Below are 19,443 nucleotides of genomic sequence, written 5' to 3'. Positions count from 1 at the left end.
GAGGGGAGAGGGGAAATTCGGTCACTTCCCTGAAGAGGATTAAAGTCACGTTCCTCCATGCCCTCGCTCCCGCGCCTGCTCCTGCTCGTGGTGATGACGTGTGTCACTGGCCTCGGGTGCACGCGCACCACGCCCTCCTTCTGTGGCCAGCCCGACGACCCCTCGTGTCCCGAGGACTCGGTCTGCGTGGAGGATCGCTGCGTCGCCAGGGACCAGCTCCCGGCCTGTGCCCTCGGCCAGACGCGCTGTGAGGCGGAGTGCGTGGACACGCGCAGCGACGCCTCCCACTGTGGCGCCTGCGGCACGGCCTGCGCCGAAGGACAGGTGTGCAACCAGGGCCGGTGCACGGACGCCTGCGCCGCCGGGCTGACACAGTGCGAGCGCGCCTGCGTGGCGCTCGAGTCGAGCACGGCCAGCTGCGGCACCTGCGGCACGGCCTGTGGCTCCCGCGAATCGTGCGATGCGGGCACCTGTGCTTGCGAGCCCCCGCTGGCCGCCTGCGACGGCGCGTGTACGGACCTCGGCTCGGACGGGAGCAACTGTGGCGCCTGCGGCAACGGGTGCGGCTCGCGCCTGTGTCAGGACGGCGAGTGCGTGGATGCCTGCGCCACGGGACTCCGCCGCTGCGGCCAGGGCTGCGTGGACGTGCAGTCCGACCCCTTCCATTGCGGCACCTGCGGCACGGGCTGCGGCTCCGGCGAGGTGTGCGTGGGAGGCCGTTGCCGCCTCGACTGCCCCGTGGGCAGCGTCGAATGTGACGGAACCTGCGCCAACCTCACGAGCGACGCACGCCACTGTGGCGCTTGCGGCAGGGCATGTGGCCTGGACCAGGTGTGCACGCGAGGCGCGTGTGCCTGTCCGTCCGGCCAGGCCGAGTGCGATGGCCAGTGCGTGGACCTGCGCACGAGCACACAACACTGCGGTGCCTGCGGCCGCGCCTGCACCCCGGACGAGACATGCACCAACAGCCGCTGCCAGTGCGCGGAGCCCCTCGTCCTCTGCGCGGTCGGCTGCGTGGACCTGAGCTCGGACCCACGCAACTGCGGCACCTGCGAGCGGGCCTGCGCCACCGGGCTGGTGTGCTCGAACGGGCTCTGCGCCCTCCCGCCGTAAGCCCCGGGGCCCGCCAGCCGAGCGCCCGCGCCCCCCTCGCCTCCCCCCACTCCACCTCCGGAAACCCACCCTTACGTTTCCGGAATGAAGCCCAAGCACAAAGTCCTGCTCTGCATCCTCGATGGCTGGGGCGTCCGCCAGGAACGCGATGACAACGCCATCGCCCTCGCCGGCACCCCGCGCCTCGACGTGCTCACGAACGGCACTCCCTACACGGAGCTGCAGACGTCCGGGCTGGCCGTCGGTCTTCCCGAGGGGCAGATGGGCAACTCCGAGGTGGGCCACACCAACATCGGCGCCGGCCGCATCGTCTACCAGGACCTGGTGCGCATCAACCGCGCCTCCGAGTCCGGAGAGCTCGCCGCCAACCCCGTCATCCGCGCCGCGCTCGACAAGGCCAAGGCGGACGGCAAGGCCTTCCACCTGCTCGGGCTCGTTTCCCCCGGCGGCGTGCATTCGTCCATGGAGCACCTCTACAGCCTCCTCGAGGCGGCGCACGAGCGGGGCGTCCCCCACATCTACGTCCACGCCTTCACCGATGGACGCGACACCCCGCCCCAGAGTGGACTCGGCTACGTGGAGGAGTTGGAGAAGTTCCTGCGCGAGACGCGCACCGGCCACATCGCCACCGTGGGCGGGCGCTACTACGGCATGGACCGTGACAAGCGGTGGGACCGGGTGCAGCTCGCCTACGAGGCCATCGTCCACGGCAAGGGCCCCAAGGCCCCCGATGCGCTCTCCGCCATCCGTGCCTCCTATTCGGAGAAGGTGACGGATGAGTTCATCAAACCCACCGTCATCGCCCACGGCGACGGCACCCCGGTGGGCCGCATCCGCGATGGCGATGGGGTGATGTTCTTCAACTTCCGCGCGGACCGCGCCCGGGAGATGACGCGAGCCATCGCCTTCGACGACTTCAAGGAGTTCGACCGGGGCGGCCTGCACGTGGGCATGTACGTGTGCCTGACCCAATACGACGAGACCTTCGGACTGCCGGTGGCCTTCGCGCCCGACCAGCCGAGTGAGATCTTCCCCGAGGCCCTCTCGCACGCCGGCTGGCGCCAGTTCCGCACGGCGGAGACGGAGAAGTACGCGCACGTCACCTTCTTCTTCAACGGCGGCCGCGAGGTGGTGTACCCGGGTGAGGATCGGCACCTGGTGCCCTCGCCGCGAGACGTGAAGACGTACGATCTCAAGCCGGAGATGAGCGCGCGCGAGGTGACGCTGGAGCTGGTGAAGCGCATCGAGTCGGGGGCCTACGACTTCGCGCTGGTGAACTTCGCCAACCCGGACATGGTGGGCCACACGGGCCTGCTGGAGCCGGCCATGAAGGCCGTCACCACGGTGGACGAGTGCCTCGGACAACTGGGGCAGGCGTGTGCCCGGCACGGCTGGGTGATGGCCATCTCCGCGGACCACGGCAATTGCGAGCAGATGCGCGACCCGGCCACGGGCGAGCCCCACACGGCCCACACGCTCAACCCGGTGCCCTTCCACCTCATCCACCCGGACTTCCGGGGGCAGAAGCTGCGCCCCGGCATCCTCGCGGACATCGCCCCCACCCTGCTCCAGGTCATGGGTCTGCCCAAGCCTTCCGAGATGAATCGGCTAGGCTTGATTCCATGATCAAGCTCCACCAGTTCCACCCCTCCGGCAACTGCTACAAGGTCCGTCTCCTGCTGCACCAGCTCGGGATTCCCCTCGAGACGGTGGAGATGGAAATGGGTCCCAACGGGACACGCTCCTTGGAGTTCAAGGCGAAGAATCCCATCGCCAAGGTGCCCACCGTGGAGCTCGAACCGGGCGTGTTCCTCGCCGAGTCCAACGCCATCCTCTGGTACTTCGCGGAGGGCACGCCGTTCATCCCCTCGGACAAGCTGGAGCGGGCGCGGATGCTCCAGTGGATGTTCTTCGAGCAGTACAGCCACGAGCCGTACATCGCGGTGGCCCGCGCGTGGATCGCCTTCTTCGGCATCCCACCCGGCAAGGAGCGCGAGCTCGAGGAGCGCATCCAGAAGGGCTACGCCGCCCTGGACGTCATGGAAGGCGAGCTGGCGAAGCGCCCCTTCTTCGCGGGCGAGCGCTACAGCCTCGCGGACATCACGCTCTACGCGTACACGCACGTGGCGGAAGAGGGACGCTTCGACCTGTCCCGCTACCCGGCCATCCGCGCCTGGTTCGAGCGGGTCCAGTCCCAGCCGAGGCACCTCCGCATCACCGACGCCGTGCCCGCCACCGCCCGCTGATCGGTCCTCAAACAAGGTGTGGCGAATCGCCGCACCCACCCAGAATGCCGCACCTCCCCGGGCCCGCCCCTGGGGCGAAACGCCACATCCCCGCCCCCGCCCTCCGCTTCCCTCGCCCGGGAGGCATGGTGGCATGGCTCTCGCACCAGACCTGACCGTCCCGTACGCGAGGTCAGCACGATGAAGGCACGAAGCATGGGCGGGCAGTTCACGGTCATCGAGGGCCGCGCCGAGCGCGCGGAGGCCATCCGCACCCGGCTGCTGAAGGCCGAGGCCGAAATCACCGAGCGCGAGATGCGCCACTCCAACGCCCTGCTGGAGGAGACCGTGCGGCAGCGCACCTGCGAGCTGGAGCTGGCCAATGCCCGGCTCCAGGAGAGCCTGAAGCAGCTCCAGGCCGCGCAGGCGCAGCTGCTCTTCGCGGACCGGCTGGCCACCATCGGCCAGCTCGCGGCGGGCCTGGGGCATGAAATCAACAACCCGCTCGCGTTCATCATCGGCAACCTCGACTACGTGCAGCAGCAACTGGTCCGTACGGCGGGCGCCGCCACGCCGGAGGAGCAGCAGGAGATGATCGAGGCCATCGCCGACGCCCGCGACGGCGCCGAGCGCGTCAGCCTCATCGTGCGAGACCTCAAGGTCCTCTCCCACCCCAACGACCTGGAGAACGGCCCGGTGGATGTCGTGGCCAGCCTCCGGAGCGCGGTGAAGGTGGCGGCCTACGAGCTGAGGGAGCGGGCGACCCTGGTGGAGGAGCTGGTGGCGGTACCGCCCGTCAACGGACACAAGGTGCGCCTGTGCCAGGTGTTCCTCAACCTGCTCGTCAACGCGACCCATGCCATCTCGCCGGGACAGGCGGCTCGGAACGAGATTCGCATCTCCACCCGCCTGAGCAGCTCCCGCGGTGTCGTCGTCGAGGTGAGCGACACGGGCTGCGGCATCCCGCCGGAGAACCTGGAGCGCATCTTCAACCCGTTCTTCACCACCAAACCGGTTGGCGTGGGCACGGGTCTGGGACTCTCGGTGTGCCACGGCATCATCACCGCGCTGGGCGGGGACATCTCCGTGCGAAGCGAGATGGGTCACGGCACCACCTTCACCGTGACCCTCCCCCTGTACGAGGCCCAGGAGGAGCTCACCTCCCGCGCCGCCTGACCCTCACGCCCCGAGCGTGCACGGGAGCCGGGCCAATCCCCCGGCCCTACTGCGCCTCGCCGCCCGTCGGCCCTCCCGCCTTGGCGGCGTCCACTGCCTTGGCGGCATCCATCGCCTTGGTGGAGAGACCCATCTCCACGTCGATCGCCACCTGGGGCTCGTCCTTCACCAGGTGGTAGAACTGCTCGCGGAAGGCCTCCGGCGTGAGCCTGGCCGCCGCGGCGAACCGGGCCAACTCCTCCGGCTTGTCGAAGTCCTGCCGCTTGAGCCGCAGCATGAAGCTCCGGGCGATCTTGTAGCGATCCGAGTCCACGTCCACCAGCCGCACCCGGGGCCGCCCCGTGGACGGGTCCTTCATCTGCTGGAAGGAGATGGGCTGGAAGCGCCCGTTGACCATGGACACCACCGCCTCGGTGCCACCCTCGATGATGTAGCGGGCCGCGCAGTAGCCGAGGTCTCGCGTGTACTCCATGTCGAAGGGAATGGGGTCCGCGCAGCGCACCTCGTAGCCGATGTACTTGGTGATGAGCGTGGCCTTGATGCCCAGGCCCGCGAGCCGATCCTTCACCGCCTTCTCGAGCACCTCGCCCAGGTTGATCTCCGCCACGTGGATGTTGCCCATGTGATCCCTGGGGATGTCCGTGTGTTTGGCCAGATCCACGGGATCGATGCAGTCCGCGAGGCCCTCGGCCAGGAGGACGATGCCGTCCTGGCGGCCGTAGCCCAGCCGCTTGATGACCGAGCCCGCGAGGATGTCCACCACATGGTTGAACGAGACGGGACACCCCTTCTGGAACTCCTCGGGGATGACGGTGTTGGTCGCGCCCACGGCCTTGCCGATGGACAGGGCGAGGTGTCCCGCCTTGCGGCCCTGGGCCACGACGAAGTACCAGCGGTGGGTCGTCTTCGCGTCCACCATCAGGTTCTTGACGATCTCCACGCCGACGTGGCGCGCCGTCTGGAAACCGAAGGTGCTGGTGTCGTCGGGCAGATCGATGTCGTTGTCGATCGTCTTGGGGACGTGGACGACGCGGATGCGCCCCCGGGTCTTCTCCGAGATGATCTGCGCGAGTGTCGCGGTGCCATCCCCTCCGATGGTGATGAGCATGCCCACGCCGAGCTTCTCGAGCCCCTCGAGCGTGCGCTGGAAGTGCTCGGGGGAGCGGGTGGGGTTGGCGCGGGAGATGCCGATGTACGAGCCGCCACGGAAGTGGATGCGGCTGGTGTCCTCGATGGTGAGGGGAACGACGTGGGAGAGGTCTCCCTCGGAGATCCACTTGAAACCATCCTGGAGGCCGATGACCTCCACACCCGAGAGCCGGGCGCGGATGGTGGCCGCTCCAATCACGCTGTTGATGCCCGGAGCAGGTCCTCCGGCGACGACGATGGCGAGCTTCTTCATGGGTCCATCCAAACCGAAGACCCGTCTCAGGTCCAGACACCTTCCCCGCTCCCGTGCATCCGTATTAACTCCCGCCCGTGCTCTCCTCGCTCCTCGAGCTGCTCTACCCGCCCGCGTGCATCGCCTGTGCGAAGGTGATGCCCGTGCGCGCGGCCTTCTGCGAGACGTGTGATCTCGCCGTGGAGCGGCTCCCGCCCTCGCGCTGCCGCACCTGCGCCGAGCCCGGACAGTTTCCCGGCGACACGTGTACGCGCTGCCACCTGTCGCCGCCGCCCTTCACCCGCGCCGGGGCGCCCTTCGCCCACGAGGGCCCCGTCGCCCGAGCCATCCACCGCTTCAAGTACGAGGACCACCCGGAGCTCGCCCCCGCCCTCGCGGAGCTGCTCGCCACCGAGTGCGGACAGTTCCTCGAGCAGGCTCCCGCCGTGCTCGTCGCGTTGCCCCTGCATGAGCAGCGCTTCCGCGAGCGCAAGTACGACCAGACGCAATTGGTGGCGGGGGAGCTGGCACGAATCACGGGCCGCGAGGCGCCCGTGGGACTGCTCAACCGCGCCCGGGAGACGCGGCGTCAGGTGGGCCTGTCCGAAGCCGAGCGCGCCCAGAATGTGGCTGGAGCATTCATCGCGTCACCCTCGGTGGCGGGCCGGGAGTTCCTGCTCGTGGACGACGTGCTGACCACGGGCGCCACCGTCCGAGCCGCCGCCATGGCGCTCCGGGAGGCCGGGGCCACGCGAGTCGAGGTCATCACCCTCGCCCGCGCTTTTTCTCTATGAGACCTCCTCGGCGTCCTATTGCAGGCGGACTTTCAGGCGCTCCACTGTGTCATTCGACTGCCCCATGAAGGTGTCAAGCAGGCGTCTCTCGACAGCATGCTGTTCCCACACAGCCATTCGCTCGAGCCCAACACACTCCTGAGGCTCGGCACTTCTCGAATTGCCGACGTTGTCGAAGATCGTGCAGCGACGGAAGTTCCCCACGTCCTGCCTGAATTGGACAATTGGCTGAGCCAGAGACTCCTCAATCTCTCTCCACCCGATGCTCTCCCACGAACTCGATTCCAAATGGCGCACAGCAATCTTGAAGAGGATTGGCTTGGATGCGATCCGGTCAAGGTCTGAGTCAGGACTTTGAGTGCTGTATTCGTAGAAGGCATCAATCGGCAGTTCCAGCACCCTTCCGTATCCAAAAGAACCGTCAGCAAGGGGAATTCGAAGAAAGGACCCCGGTCTAGGTATGATTGTTTTCGCCATTTCTCAATATCCCGTGTAAAGATGAAGGTGCCCCCAGCGCTCCGTGGCTGCGTCGGGCGTCAGAGTTCGGAGACGCTTTATTGCAGGCGTACCTTCAAGTGCGCCACGGTGTCATTGGGCCGCCCCATGAAGGCATCGAGCAGGCGTCTCTCGACAGCATGCTGTTCCCAAACAGCCATTGCCTCGAGCCCGACGCACTCATGCGGCTCGGCACTTCTCGAATTGCCGACGGTGTCGAAGATCTCGCAGCGACGGAAGTTCCCCACGTCCTGCCTGAATTGAACAATGGGTTGAATCAGGGGCTCCTCAAGCTTTCTTCGTCCAATGACCTCCCACGAACCCGGTTCCAGATGGCGGACAGCAATCTTGAAAAGGACTGGCTTGGACGCGATCCGGTCGAGGTCCGAGTCAGGGCTTTCAGTCCTGTATGCGTAGAAAGCGTCAAACACTTGCGAAAGCGCCCTCCCATAACCGAAAGTCCCGTCGGCAAGGGGAATTCTCAGAAAGGTTCCCGGTCTATGTATGCGCACTTTCTTCATGCCCTAATACCCCGTGTAAGAATGAAGTTGACCCCAGCGCTCCGTGGCCGCGTCATGAAACCGCCTGCCCCACGGATTGTCTTTCGACACACCGCGTACGATGTTCTCGGTACGATAGGGCATTCCCGTGTCGGATTGGGCGCCCCCATGGGAATCAATCAACTGCTGCTCCCTTCCGCGAATCCGCCAGTATGCGGCGTCGTCATATCTTCGGCCATAGTCAATGGCCGTCCCTATATCGAATTGATCAACCCTCGCGAAATCGAACACAGCCCCATTGGGTTCATCGGTCTCGTCGATGTGATGGCGCATGTCTCGAAAAATAACGGCCAGAGCCGCCTGTTCATCGAGAGGCCTGGAGAGATCGACAACCATGCTGGTTCGCCCCAGGTAGTAGCGGTGGGTATTCATGTTGAGCTTCCTGTAGGTCACATAGATGCGCCCCCTCCTTTTCCTGGTGTCCTTGCCGGGTTCTGATTCTGGCGATCCGCCGGGAGGAGCGAGCGGGGCGGACATCGGTCCCGCTGGAGCATTGGAAGCTCCCGCTCCTGCGCTGTTGGGTACACTGGATGGGTATTGACCTTGGACCCATTCAGACACATCGCCGAAGTGCGTGCCGTAGAACTCGTCCGCGATGTCGATCGGGGTCTCCACCCCATCCACGGCCGCCTCGACGGTAAAGCAGAGCAAGAGCACACTACCGGCAGCCGCGACAACCGCACCGCCGGTGACGACGAGCTCTCCCGCCGCACCACCCGCCCCTGCTTCTCCCGCGGCCGTGCCGCCTTCTGGCACGAGCCGGAGCACGCCGCGTGGTATGCCATTACCCAAACCCTCGCCAGAGAGCCCCTCCAGCGGAGGGGACGAGGGCGGGGTCAGCGGCGCCACTGGCGCAGCAGCCCCCAGCGTTGCCGACACGGGCACTACTCTCACGCCAGCACGAGCTGCATGAAACGCTTCATTCAGTCTCCCCGACGCGACGTAACGGCGCGGGACCTGAACGCAGCGCTCTTGCTGACTCGTGGCGTGACGGACGCGTTGGGCAGCACTGCTACACCCCACGAGAAACATGCAGAGCAGCACAGCCCACCCGCGTGACACGCAGCACCTCCTGGCATTGACTCCATCCGCGAAGAGTTCGATTCGAGACCACGACACGGTCCGCGTGTAGACGTCCGGGGAGATGGCGCCCTCGAGCGGAGCCGGAGCCGGAGCGGCAGAGGCGAGCCCACCACCTTTGGCAGCGACAGGAGCCGGTGCGGGTCGTCGCCAGGGTCACCGCGAGGACCGCTCATGCAGGGCCTGGGCGGCGACGGCGACGATGAAGGGACCCATCACGAGCCAGAAGCCATGGTCGATGAACCACCCGGTGTGGGGCCGCATGTAGCGAGCGGGCGCGTTCCTCTCCGCCTCGACGAGGTAACTCAACTCCCCCTGCGGCCCATGCGCGGCTGGGACGCTCTCGGCGTTCAGGTTGATGAGGAGGATGACGAGCAGGTTGAGGATTCCCAACCACCAGAAGAAACGGACCAGCCTCGACGGAGATTCGAAGAAGCGCATTGGGCGCCAACACACCATTGGTGCCGAGTCCCGTCAAACGGATGGGCCAGGGAGGGTCCATGACCTCGTGAGTTCTTCCCTCGGACGGGACTTCCGCCGTGGTATGCATCGGACGCACCGGGCTTCCGCTGACGCCACTGAGGCGTGGTACGGAAGAGCAGGAGGACAGCACATGGCAGCCACGAAGAAGAAGGACGGGAGGTTGGGGCCGTACCAACTCGGGAGACGGTGCAAGCACGCCTCGGCGGAACTGGGCCACATCCACGAGGCGCGCAACGTCCAGACGGGCGCTCCGGCCCTGGTGATGATGCCCGGTCCACGCCCCACCTGGGGAGCCAAGAAGAGCTGGCGGGTGCGCGCCTCGTTCCAGAGTGCGCCGCCCTTCATCGCCCTGGAGGTGGAGCAGGCGCCGGCAACGGGCCGGTTGGCGGAGCTGGCCAACCTGTTCACCCTGCTGCTCGCGGCGCTCGAGGCCGTGGGGAGCACCCCCAGGATGCGCGCCCATCTGACCGGCTCGCCGATGGGCCAGTGGGTGAAGCGCCCCTGGCTCGGGGGACTGGTGGCCGCGGGACTCGCCCTGCTCGTGCTGGCTGGTGGCTTGTGGTGGGGCATCTCAGCCCGCCCCATCAATCCTCCCACTGCGTCACCATCAGCCCTCGACCTCAATGGGATGTCAGATACCGGGCTGCCGTCCACAGTCTTGATCGATGGCCAGGCGAAGGGGCCGGCGGGTATCGCCTACCCGCTTCCCGACAAGCCCTTCACGAGCCAGGTCAGGCCGCCGTGCCGCACCAATGCGGACCATGTCGAGATCAACGGCGGCTGCTGGGTAGCGCTCGAACGCCGTCCGCCATGCGGTGAGCACGCCGAGTACCAGGGGAAGTGCTACATCCCGGTCGTAAAGCCTCCACGACCTCCCCAATCCCTCTCCCCGTGAGGAATGGCCTGGAAGAGGGAGTCAGTCCATGCCGATGGGCACGGCAATGGTTCAAGATGCAGTGCTGGCCGCTGGACAACCGAGGAGAATGACGTGATGCGACAGTCGATGAAATGGGCCTGCTCGTTCCTGTTCGTCGTGCTCGCCGTTGGCTCGACGGCCCACGCGGAGGCCACCGAGCCCGTGCCGCCGCACCACTCGTTCACCCTCGAATCCAAGGCGCTCGAGGAGACCCGGCGCATCAACGTCTACACGCCGCCGGGCTACGACACGGCGAAGTCCACGCGCTACCCGGTGCTGTACATGCCCGATGGCGGTCTCCAGGAGGACTTTCCGCACGTCGCCACCACCGTCGACACCGCCATCCGGGCCGGTGAGATGCGGCCACTCATCGTGGTCGGCATCGAGAACACCGAGCGGCGCCGTGACATGACCGGCCCGACCCAGGTCGACGAGGACCGGAAGATCGCCCCGCGCGTCGGCGGCTCGGCCGCGTTCCGCAACTTCATCCGCGACGAGCTGATGCCCCAGGTGCGCCGCCGGTATCGCGTGACGAACGAGACCGCCATCATCGGCGAGTCCCTCGCGGGGCTCTTCATCGTCGAGACCTTCTTCCTCCAGCCGAAGCTATTCGGCACCTATATCGCCTTGAGCCCGAGCCTGTGGTGGAACGGCGAGGAACTGGTACGCAAGGCCGCCGAGCGCATCAAGTCCCGGCCGGACCTGCGCAATACCCTGTACCTGTCATCCGCCGACGAGGAGAGCATCGTCCCCGCCGTCACGCGCCTGGCGGACACGCTCCGCGCGAGCTCACCGGCCGGGCTGAAGTGGCAGTACGAGCCCAGACCGGACCTGCGCCACGACAACATCTACCGCTCGGCCTCTCCAAAGGTGTTGCGCACGTGGTTCGCGCCCGAGGCCACGCACGGCAAGCAGTAGGCCCGCATGGCGAGCTGCTATACTGGCGGGCCTATGAGAAACCCCGCGCCGGTCCTCCTGGGCCTCCTGCTGCTGTCCGCCTGTGGAACGCCCTACGCCCCTCCCACGGGAAATGCCGACGCGGGTCCCAACACGGATGCGGGACTCGACGGAGGGCAGACGGATGCCGGCGGAGAATATGATCTCCCGTCAATTCCATACACGGTGAACGAGGCACCTCCCATCGAGGCGCCCAAGGAGACCTGGACGTTCGTCCCAGTTCCCGACGCGCACTGCGCCAACGGTTCTTCCACGGGCATGGCCGTCAACCTGACCGACCGCTCGGACCGGGTCCTCATCTTCCTCGCTGGCGGCGGCGCGTGTTGGGAGGCGGCGGCCTGTGCGCTCGGCACCGCCACGCACATCAACGACACCATGGGCGAGGGCCCGGTCCTGGCGGAGGCCAAGGCCTCGAGCCTCGCGGTGTTCTTCGACCGCGAGGACACCAGCAACCCGTTCCGGGACGCGAGCTTCGTCTACATTCCCTACTGCACGGGCGACCTTCACGCCGGAACGCGCGTCCACACCTATGACTGGTTCGGCCCGAGGAAGATCGAGCACGTCGGCGCCCGGAACATGGACGCGTACCTGCGGCGGCTGCGGCCCACCTTCCACGAGGCCCGCCGCGTGTGGCTCTCGGGCGTGAGCGCGGGCGGCTACGGGGCGACCCTCCACTGGTGGCGCGTGCAGAAGGCCCTGCCATGGGCCCGGGTCGACGTGCTGAATGACTCGGGACTCATCATCGATACGGCCGCGGATGGCCGCTACGGGACGATGCGCCAGACGTGGGGCCTGGAGTTTCCGCCCGGCTGCACGCAGTGCACGACAGGCCTCTCGGCCGTGCTCGACAGCTCGGCCCGGTTGCTGACCGCGCCGCGGCGCTACGGCATGCTCGGCTACCTCCAGGACGGAACCATCGCCACCTACTTCGGACTGAATGGCGCCCAGGTCCAGACCCGGATGGAGGCGGTGCGCGCCTCGGCGGCCTCGAACGTGAAGACGTTCTATCTGCCGGGCAACCCGCACGTGGTCCTGTCCACTCCGAATACCGCCACCAGCACGGGACTCACCGCGAGGGAGTGGGTGCGAAGGCTGGCCGAGGACGACCTGGCCTGGGAGCACGCGGGCCCTTGAGCCCGCGGGTTGATTGCGCAAGTGGTTCGCACCCGAGGCCACGCACCACCCGCGGTAGGCGGGAGCCTGACCGGCTCGCGGTGAGCGCTCGGCACATCTCGGCACATCCCCAGGTACCCACCTACGCGCCGTTCATGGTGAGTGGAGGGAAGACGCAGTCCACCCCCTGGAGGTGCAGGAGATGACCCATCCGTCCGCTCGCAGTCGTCCAACCCTCAACCGGTGGCTCCTGGCGGCCGCGCTGCTGTGCGCGGTGTCCGCCTGCGAGGGCGCCTGTGCTGGCGAGAAGGCCGGGCCTCCGGGCCCCACCGCCTCGGCCAGCACTGGAGGTGAAGACGACGCCTTCCCCGAAGGCGCGAGCACGGTGGCGGCCGCCGACGAGCGCGAGCTGCCGGTGGCGCAGGGGGACCTGGCGGAGATGAAGGAGCGGGGCACCCTGCGCATCCTCATCGAGGGCACGGAGGAGGAGTTCCTGCCCCGGCAGGGCAGCCCCAAGGAGCAGGAGCGCGCGCTGCTGGAGCGCTTCGCCCGGCGCCACGGGATGAAGGCGGAGTTCATCCGGGTGTCGGGGTTCGACCGGCTCATCCCCCTGCTCACCGAGGGCAAGGGGGACATCGTCGCCGCGGAGATGACGGTGACGCAGGCGCGGGCCGAGCGGATTGCCTTCACCCGTCCGCTGGCGGTGGTCAGTGAATACGTGGTGGGGAAGAAGGGCGCGCAGGACAACCCGAGGAGCCCCGGGCAGCTCGCCGGGAGGAAGGTGCACGTGCGCGCCAGCTCCTCCTACGCGGACTCCCTGCGCGCCCTGGCCGGGGAGAAGGCCCCGGGACTCACCCTCGAGCCGGTGCCGGAGAACGTGGAGCCGGAGCAGCTCGCCTACGAGGTGTCGCGCGGCCAGCGCCCGCTCACCGTGCTGGACAGTCACCTGCTGGCGGCCATCGAGGCCTACAACCCGGACGTGGAGCGGCTCTTCCCCATCGCGGAGGGGCAGCGGCTCGCCTGGGGGCTGCGCAAGGAGAGCCCGGAGCTGAAGGCCTCGCTGGATGGCTTCCTCGTCGAGAACGCGCTCACCGAGTACACCTCCGAGCGCTTCACGGGGGACCTGGATGCCCTCCGCAAGCGCGGTGTGCTGCGGGTCCTCACGCGCAACAACCCCCTCACCTACTTCCTCTACCGCGGGGAGCCCATGGGCTTCGACTATCAGCTCGCCAAGGCGGCCGCGGACGAGCTGGGCGTGCGGCTGGAGGTGGTGGTGCCCCCCTCGAGAGATCTGCTCATCCCCTGGCTGCGCGAGGGCCGTGGGGACTTCATCGCCGCTTCGCTCACCATCACGCCCGAGCGCCAGGCCGAGGTGGCCTTCAGCCAGCCCTACCTCTACGTGGACGAGGTGCTCGTCCAGCGGAGCACCGGCCCGAAGGCGGCCTCCCCCGAGGAGCTCGAGGGCAAGAAGGTGCACGCACGCAAATCCTCCAGCTACTACACCACGCTGCTCGCGCTGCGGGAGAAGCATGGCCCCTTCGACATCGAGCCCGCCCCCGAGGACCAGGAAACGGAAGTGCTGCTGGAGCGGGTGGCGGCCGGGGAGCTCGACTTCACGGTGGCCGACAGCCACATCCTCGACGCCGAGCGCGTCTACCGGGACGACCTGGAGGCGGGCTTCACGCTGCCACAGCCGGGCCCGCCCGGGGCTGAGTCCGCCCAGAAGGAGATCGCCTTCGCCGTGCGCCAGGAGAACCCCCAACTGCGCGCCTTCCTGGACGGCTTCGTGAAGAAGACGTACCGCGGCGTCCACTACAACATGTGGCGCAAGCGCTACTTCGAGAACAAGCGCCACATCACCCGGGCCAAGGAGGAGCGGGCCGGCAGCAGCGGACGGCTCTCCCCGTATGACACGCTCATCCGCAAGTACTCCACGACCTATGGTTTCGACTGGCGGTTGATGGCGGCGCAGGCCTGGCGGGAGAGCCACTTCGACCCGAAGGCGAAGAGCTGGGTGGGCGCGCAAGGCCTCTTCCAGGTGATGCCCACCACGGGCAGTTCCATGGGCTTCACCGAGCTGGAGGATCCAGAGCAGGGCACGCACGCCGGAGTGCGGTACATGCACCAGATGCTGGGCCGGCTGGCGCCGACGATTCCCTTCAAGCACCGGCTGCGCTTCGCCCTGGCGGCCTACAACGTGGGGCTGGGACACGTGCTCGACGCGCGGCGGCTGGCGGCCGAGCAGGGGCTGGACCCCGACAAGTGGTTCGGCCACGTGGAGAAGGCCATGCTCCTGCTGGAGAAGCCAGAGCACTACCGGCGCGCGCGCCACGGGTACTGCCGAGGCTCCGAGCCGGTGCGCTACGTCTCCGACATCCAGGCGCGCTACGTCGAGTACGTGAAGGTGGTTCAGTAGCCGGTGTTCCCGGCCATCCAGCGAGCGGTCCAGCAAGCCCTCCCCCTCTCCCAGAGGGCGAGGGAATCCGTCTCCCGCCAACGGATGGGTGGACTCCCCCGCCCGGCGGCCGACATTTCAGTTGCTTGTCCGCCCATGACGTCGCATGCAGGGGAAGGCTCTCCGATGCCCGGCTGTTCACCCGCGCCGACTCTCACCCCCGGCACCCTTTTCGACGGACGAGGAACACGGATGTCCCGTACCCCACCGCTCGCCGTGCTCTCGCGCACCACCTGGCTCGTCGCACTGCTCGCGTTCGCCTGCCCGCTCCTCACCCGGGCCGCCTCCGAGAACAGCGCCACCGCCGCCCGCGAGCAGGCCGAGGAAGCCCTCGAGCTCGCCTCCTCCCCCCGTGGCGCCGCCCACCTCATCCGGCTGCATACCCTCCGCGAGGACCTCGAGGATCTCACCCCCCTCGTGAAGACCTACGCCGAGGTGGCCACCCGCCGCGACACCGACCCCGGTACCCGCGCCACCGCCTGGTTCCTCTTCATGGACCTGGAGCGCTCGCGCGGCCGGCTCAACAAGTCCTCCGAAATCCACGACTCCTCCCTCGGCTTCATCGGCGACTACTACGTCGTCGGCGGCTTCGACAACGAGGGCAAGGCCGGCTGCGACACCGACTTCGGCCCCGAGGCCCCCCACCTGGACCTCTCCGCCACCTACCCTGGTGCCAAGGGCCGTCAGGTCTCCTGGCGCCGGCTCGCCGCCAGCCCCACCGCGGGCTATGTCGACCTGGCCTCCGCCGTGCGCCCCAACCGCGAGGCCGTGGCCTACGCCCTCACCTGGTTGGAGGCCCCGGCCGAGACGCGCGTGGCGCTCGGCGTGGGGACCTCCGGCGCCTTCCGCCTCTGGGTGAATGGCGAGAAGGTCTCCAGCAGCGACCACTACAACGCGCCCCGGCCCGACCAGTCGCGCGTCTCCGTGCGCCTGCGCAAGGGCCTCAACCGCGTCCTCCTCAAGGTGTGCCAGGAGTCCGGCCCGCTCGGCTTCTACCTGCGCCGCGATCCGGTGGCCCGCCTGCGCGCCACGCTCCCCACCCCCCTGCCCGCCCTCACCAAGGGCCCCTCCGCCGCGCCCCAGCCGCTGCCCACCGTCACCTCCGCTCTCAAGGAGCTGGTGGCCAGGGCTCCCGCGGACGCCCGGTTGCGCGGTGAGTACGCCACGGCGCTCGACTTCTTCCGCGCCTTCGACGAGCGCGAGCACACCGCCACCGTCGAGGCCGACCGCGCCGCCCGCGAGGCGCCCCAGGACGTGCGCCTGCAGTTGCTGGCCGCCAGCACCCACCGCGATGACCTCAACCTGCGCCGCGGCTTCCTCGAGGCCGCCCTGCGCGCCGACCCCACCTCCACCCAGGCCCGCGTGGCGCTCGCCGAGTTCGAGCTGGAGCGCGGCCACCCCGAGCGCGTCCTCGAGCTGCTCAAGCCCATGGTGGAGCTCTCCCCGGACTCGGCCGCCGCCCGCCTCACGCTCGCCCGCGCCTACGAGACGCTCGGCGAGTCCGCTCGCGCGCACATGATGGTGGAGGAGACGCTCCAGCGCCTGCCCCGCATCCCCCGCGTGGTGCGCAACGCCGCCGCCGCCGCCCGCATGGTGGACCGGCACCAGGAATCCATCGCCCGGCTGCGCGTGGCCCTCGCGCTGCGCCATGACGACCGCTACAGCCGCGCCCAGCTCGCCTCGCAACTGGCGAACCTGGGCCAGGTGGAGGCCGCCGCGCGGGAGTTCGCGCAGATGCTCGTCCTGGACCCCTTCGACAACGCCACCCGCCTGAAGCTGGCGGAGCTGCGCGCCGCCAACGGCCAGCTCGACGCGGCCACCGCCTGGTTCGCCGAGGCCCGCGCCCTCTCCCCGGACGAGCCCGAGGTGTACGAGCGCGAGGGCCGCGCCCTGCTGTCCGCCGGCCGCCGGGAGGAGGCCCTCGCCTCCTTCGAGCGCTCCCTGGCGCTGCGCCCGCAGAACCCCGCCCTCAAGGAGGCCGTGCGCACCCTCAAGGGCGAGTCCGCCAGCACCGGCGCCCGCTACCTCACCGACATCAAGGGCCTCCTGAAGGACGCCGACAGCTACGCCCTCGAGGACGCCGTGTACCTGGTGGACACCAACTATGTGCGCGTGCAGAAGAGCGGCCTGTCCGGCCGGCTCCACCAGTTCGCCGTGAAGGTGCTCAACACCCGCGGCGTGGACGCCTTCCGCACCTACCCCGTCACCTACTCGCCGGACCGCCAGGAGGTGCGCATCCTCCGCGCCCGCATCACCAAGCCGGACGGCTCCGTGGTGGACAGCTATGGCGAGAGCGATCGCAACATCAACGAGCCCTGGACGGGCATGTACTACGACGCCCGCGCCAAGGTGCTCTCCTTCCCCGCGCTCGCCGTGGGCGACGTGCTGGAGCTGCAGTACCGCGTGGACGACACCGCCCAGGACAACCTCCTGTCCGACTACTGGGGCGACGTGGAGAGCGTGCAGGGCGTCTACCCCAAGGTGCGGTACCAGTTCCTCGTGGAGATGCCCAAGGAGCGGCCCCTCTACTGGAACGAGAAGAAGCTGCCCGGCGTGACGCACACGCGCGAGGACGTGGAGGGCGGCAGCGTCCTCTACCGCTGGAGCGCGAAGCACGTCTCCAAGGTGGTGCCGGAGCCCGGCATGCCCGGCTGGGCCGAGGTGGCCGCCAACCTCCACGTGTCCACCTACCGCACCTGGGACGAGGTGGGCCGCTACTGGTGGGGCCTCGTCCGCGACCAGCTCACCCCCAACGAGGAGCTGCGCCGCACGGTGGACACCGTGCTGCAGGGCGTGGACCGCGAGGATCAGAAGGCCGTGGTGCGCGCCATCTACAACTTCGTGGTGACGAACACGCGCTACGTGGCGCTCGAGTTCGGCATCCACGGCTTCAAGCCCTACCGGGTGGACCGGGTGCTGGCGCGGCGCTTCGGTGACTGCAAGGACAAGGCGAGCCTCATCCACGCCATGCTGAAGGTGGCCGGCGTGGACAGCCGCCTGGTGCTGCTGCGCATGCGCAACCTGGGCGCCATTGGCGAGGAGCCGGCGAGCCTGGCCGCCTTCAACCACGCCATCGTCTACGTGCCGGGCTTCGACCTGTACCTGGACGGCACCGCCGAGTTCCACGGCGCGCGCGAGCTGCCCAGCGCGGACCGCGTGGCCAACGTGCTGGTGGTGGAGCCGGACGGCAAGGCCACCTTCTCCACCACGCCCGAGGCGCGCCCCGAGGACAACGCCACCCGCCTCACCATGAACCTGACGCTGCGCCCGGACGGCACCACCGAGGCCGCCGGCGCCACCCGCGTGGGCGGGCAGATGGCGCCCGAGTACCGCCGCGCCTACCGCGCCGTGGCCTCGCGCAAGTCCACCTTCGAGCGCTCCTGGGCCCAGAGCTTCCCCGGCCTCACCGTGCACGACGTGAAGCTCAACGACACCACCCGCCTGGATGACGACGTGCAGGTGGACTTCAAGATGACCATCCCCCGCTTCGCCGAGGCCCTCCCCGGCCAGCTGCGCTTCCTGCCCTTCGGCACCGGCCGCTCCTATACCCAGTCCTACGCCTCGCTCGCCGAGCGCCGCTTCGACCTGGTGATGAGTGGCCCCTGGGTCAACAGCTTCTCCTTCCGCTACACCCTGCCCCCGGGCTACAGCGTGGCCGAGCTCCCCTCCCCGTACCAGGAACAGACGGCCTTCGGCCGCGTGCGCGTCTCCTACCGCCAGGAGGGCAACCAGCTGCTGTGCGAGGGCGAGGTGGCCCTCACCTCCGCCCGGGTGAAGGCGGATGACTACCCGGCCTTCCGCTCCTTCCTCGGCCGGGTGGATCAATCCTTCGCGCACAAGGTGACCCTGCGCGGGCCCGCCTCCCCCACCGCGGAACGGTAGGACCGGGGGGCACCCGCGCTTTCGGGTGATGGACGGGGTAGCCGGGCCAGAGGCACGACAGCCCCTGGCCCTGGACGCCCCGGAGAAACACACTTTTCCCTCGCGCATCCATGCGCCGGCCCGCTCCGGGACAAGGGGGCAACACACATGGTGACGTTGGCGCTGTTGGGAGACACCTACCCCAGCCAGCTCCAGGCGAACCCGCAGGCCATGCGGGACCTGGAGGTGCTGTGGGCGGGGAGCTCGCTGGAGACATTCCGTGCCAAGGTGCCGTCACTCCGGCCCCAGGTGCTCGCGCTGGACTTCGTGGACCTGGGCAAGGTGCCCGAGCGGCTCGTGCCCGAGCTGCTCTCCCTCACCGGCGCCGCGCACGCCGTCGTCAGCTACCGCCTGACGCACCACGGCATGCTCCAAGCACTCACTTCTCAACGGATCCGCTTCGTTCAGGGCCCGCTGCCGCTCAGCCTGCTGCGCACCCACGTCCACCGTGCGCTGGACGAGGCGCGTCAGGCCCGGAGCCGGGAGGTGCCCCAGGCCCCGTCCCGCGAGCCGAAGCCCCCGCGCTTCACCCACGAGCAGCTCGGCCGGCTGTTGGAGGTGGTGGCCACGGTGAAGTGCGAGTGCCCCAACCACCTCGCCCAGCTCATCAGCGGCCTGCGCGCCTTCGAGGAGTACTCGAAGGACTGTGAGAGCCGGGACGAGAAGGACCAGCGGATGCACGCGCTGCTCCACCGGCAGACGGCCGTGGCCCGCGAGGCCATGGAGGACGGGCTCGCGGCGCTGCTCGAGTACGAGAACATCCGGCTGTGAGCC

General features: G+C 68.5%; 16 protein-coding genes. 11 read left to right on the top strand and 5 right to left on the bottom strand.

Annotated features, from left to right (window positions below; all coding sequences use genetic code 11):
* The first annotated feature begins 57 nt into the window (after nucleotides 1-57).
* From Q664_RS59390 to Q664_RS28060, 4 genes are all read left to right on the top strand, one after another.
* Entirely contained in the window at nucleotides 58-1,113 is a 1,056-nt protein-coding gene (locus tag Q664_RS59390; protein ID WP_052518752.1) for an MXAN_6577-like cysteine-rich protein, read from the top strand.
* 84 nt (nucleotides 1,114-1,197) lie between these two features.
* Nucleotides 1,198-2,739, top strand: coding sequence for a 2,3-bisphosphoglycerate-independent phosphoglycerate mutase (gene gpmI / locus Q664_RS28070; RefSeq protein ID WP_043402490.1), 1,542 nt, complete (start codon nucleotides 1,198-1,200; stop codon nucleotides 2,737-2,739).
* Nucleotides 2,736-3,359 (top strand): glutathione S-transferase family protein, encoded by a 624-nt coding sequence (locus Q664_RS28065; RefSeq protein ID WP_043402486.1) that lies wholly within the window; start codon nucleotides 2,736-2,738, stop codon nucleotides 3,357-3,359. Before gpmI ends, Q664_RS28065 begins: the two co-directional genes overlap by 4 nt.
* A 180-nt stretch (nucleotides 3,360-3,539) precedes the next feature.
* Entirely contained in the window at nucleotides 3,540-4,514 is a 975-nt protein-coding gene (locus tag Q664_RS28060; RefSeq protein ID WP_084610414.1) for a sensor histidine kinase, read from the top strand.
* A gap of 46 nt (nucleotides 4,515-4,560) precedes the next feature.
* On the opposite strand, the gene pfp is transcribed toward Q664_RS28060, so the two are convergent.
* Entirely contained in the window at nucleotides 4,561-5,916 is a 1,356-nt protein-coding gene (gene pfp, locus Q664_RS28055) for a diphosphate--fructose-6-phosphate 1-phosphotransferase (RefSeq protein ID WP_043402483.1), read from the bottom strand.
* Nucleotides 5,917-5,993: 77 nt separating this feature from the next.
* Here pfp and Q664_RS60170 point away from each other — a divergent pair, with 77 nt between their 5' ends.
* The gene (locus Q664_RS60170; RefSeq protein ID WP_043402481.1) at nucleotides 5,994-6,689 is read left to right on the top strand and encodes a ComF family protein; all 696 of its coding nucleotides are present in this window, start codon (nucleotides 5,994-5,996) and stop codon (nucleotides 6,687-6,689) included.
* A gap of 15 nt (nucleotides 6,690-6,704) precedes the next feature.
* Here the strand turns inward: Q664_RS60170 and Q664_RS28045 are convergent, their stop codons facing one another.
* The 4 genes from Q664_RS28045 to Q664_RS28030 form a co-directional block, all read right to left on the bottom strand.
* Complete coding sequence (locus Q664_RS28045) at nucleotides 6,705-7,166, bottom strand: immunity 26/phosphotriesterase HocA family protein (protein WP_043402479.1); 462 nt, start codon at nucleotides 7,164-7,166, stop codon at nucleotides 6,705-6,707.
* Nucleotides 7,167-7,243: 77 nt separating this feature from the next.
* Nucleotides 7,244-7,705 (bottom strand): immunity 26/phosphotriesterase HocA family protein, encoded by a 462-nt coding sequence (locus Q664_RS28040; protein ID WP_043402477.1) that lies wholly within the window; start codon nucleotides 7,703-7,705, stop codon nucleotides 7,244-7,246.
* Nucleotides 7,706-7,708: 3 nt separating this feature from the next.
* Complete coding sequence (locus Q664_RS58110; protein WP_152622379.1) at nucleotides 7,709-8,623, bottom strand: hypothetical protein; 915 nt, start codon at nucleotides 8,621-8,623, stop codon at nucleotides 7,709-7,711.
* Between the two features lie 357 nt (nucleotides 8,624-8,980).
* Complete coding sequence (locus Q664_RS28030) at nucleotides 8,981-9,265, bottom strand: hypothetical protein (RefSeq protein WP_043402472.1); 285 nt, start codon at nucleotides 9,263-9,265, stop codon at nucleotides 8,981-8,983.
* 172 nt (nucleotides 9,266-9,437) lie between these two features.
* Here Q664_RS28030 and Q664_RS28025 point away from each other — a divergent pair, with 172 nt between their 5' ends.
* The 6 genes from Q664_RS28025 to Q664_RS28000 all read left to right on the top strand — a co-directional run bounded on the left by Q664_RS28025 (nucleotide 9,438) and on the right by Q664_RS28000 (nucleotide 19,440).
* On the top strand, nucleotides 9,438-10,202 hold the full coding sequence (locus Q664_RS28025; protein ID WP_043402470.1) for a hypothetical protein: 765 nt from the start codon (nucleotides 9,438-9,440) through the stop codon (nucleotides 10,200-10,202).
* A gap of 96 nt (nucleotides 10,203-10,298) precedes the next feature.
* Complete coding sequence (locus tag Q664_RS28020; RefSeq protein ID WP_043402467.1) at nucleotides 10,299-11,141, top strand: alpha/beta hydrolase; 843 nt, start codon at nucleotides 10,299-10,301, stop codon at nucleotides 11,139-11,141.
* A gap of 33 nt (nucleotides 11,142-11,174) precedes the next feature.
* Nucleotides 11,175-12,314, top strand: a complete 1,140-nt coding sequence (locus Q664_RS28015; protein WP_043402464.1) for a pectin acetylesterase-family hydrolase — start codon at nucleotides 11,175-11,177, stop codon at nucleotides 12,312-12,314.
* A gap of 181 nt (nucleotides 12,315-12,495) precedes the next feature.
* The gene (locus tag Q664_RS28010; protein WP_043402462.1) at nucleotides 12,496-14,709 is read left to right on the top strand and encodes an MltF family protein; all 2,214 of its coding nucleotides are present in this window, start codon (nucleotides 12,496-12,498) and stop codon (nucleotides 14,707-14,709) included.
* A 231-nt stretch (nucleotides 14,710-14,940) separates the two neighbouring features.
* On the top strand, nucleotides 14,941-18,630 hold the full coding sequence (locus Q664_RS28005) for a DUF3857 domain-containing protein (RefSeq protein WP_043402459.1): 3,690 nt from the start codon (nucleotides 14,941-14,943) through the stop codon (nucleotides 18,628-18,630).
* A 147-nt stretch (nucleotides 18,631-18,777) separates the two neighbouring features.
* A complete protein-coding gene (locus Q664_RS28000; protein WP_043402456.1) occupies nucleotides 18,778-19,440 on the top strand; it encodes a hypothetical protein in 663 nt (220 codons plus the stop codon).
* Nucleotides 19,441-19,443: the final 3 nt, after the last annotated feature.

The organism is Archangium violaceum Cb vi76, assembly GCF_000733295.1.
GTDB lineage: Bacteria > Myxococcota > Myxococcia > Myxococcales > Myxococcaceae > Archangium > Archangium violaceum.
Note: the sequence above shows the minus strand (reverse complement) of the source record. Positions and strands in the feature narration are given on the sequence as shown.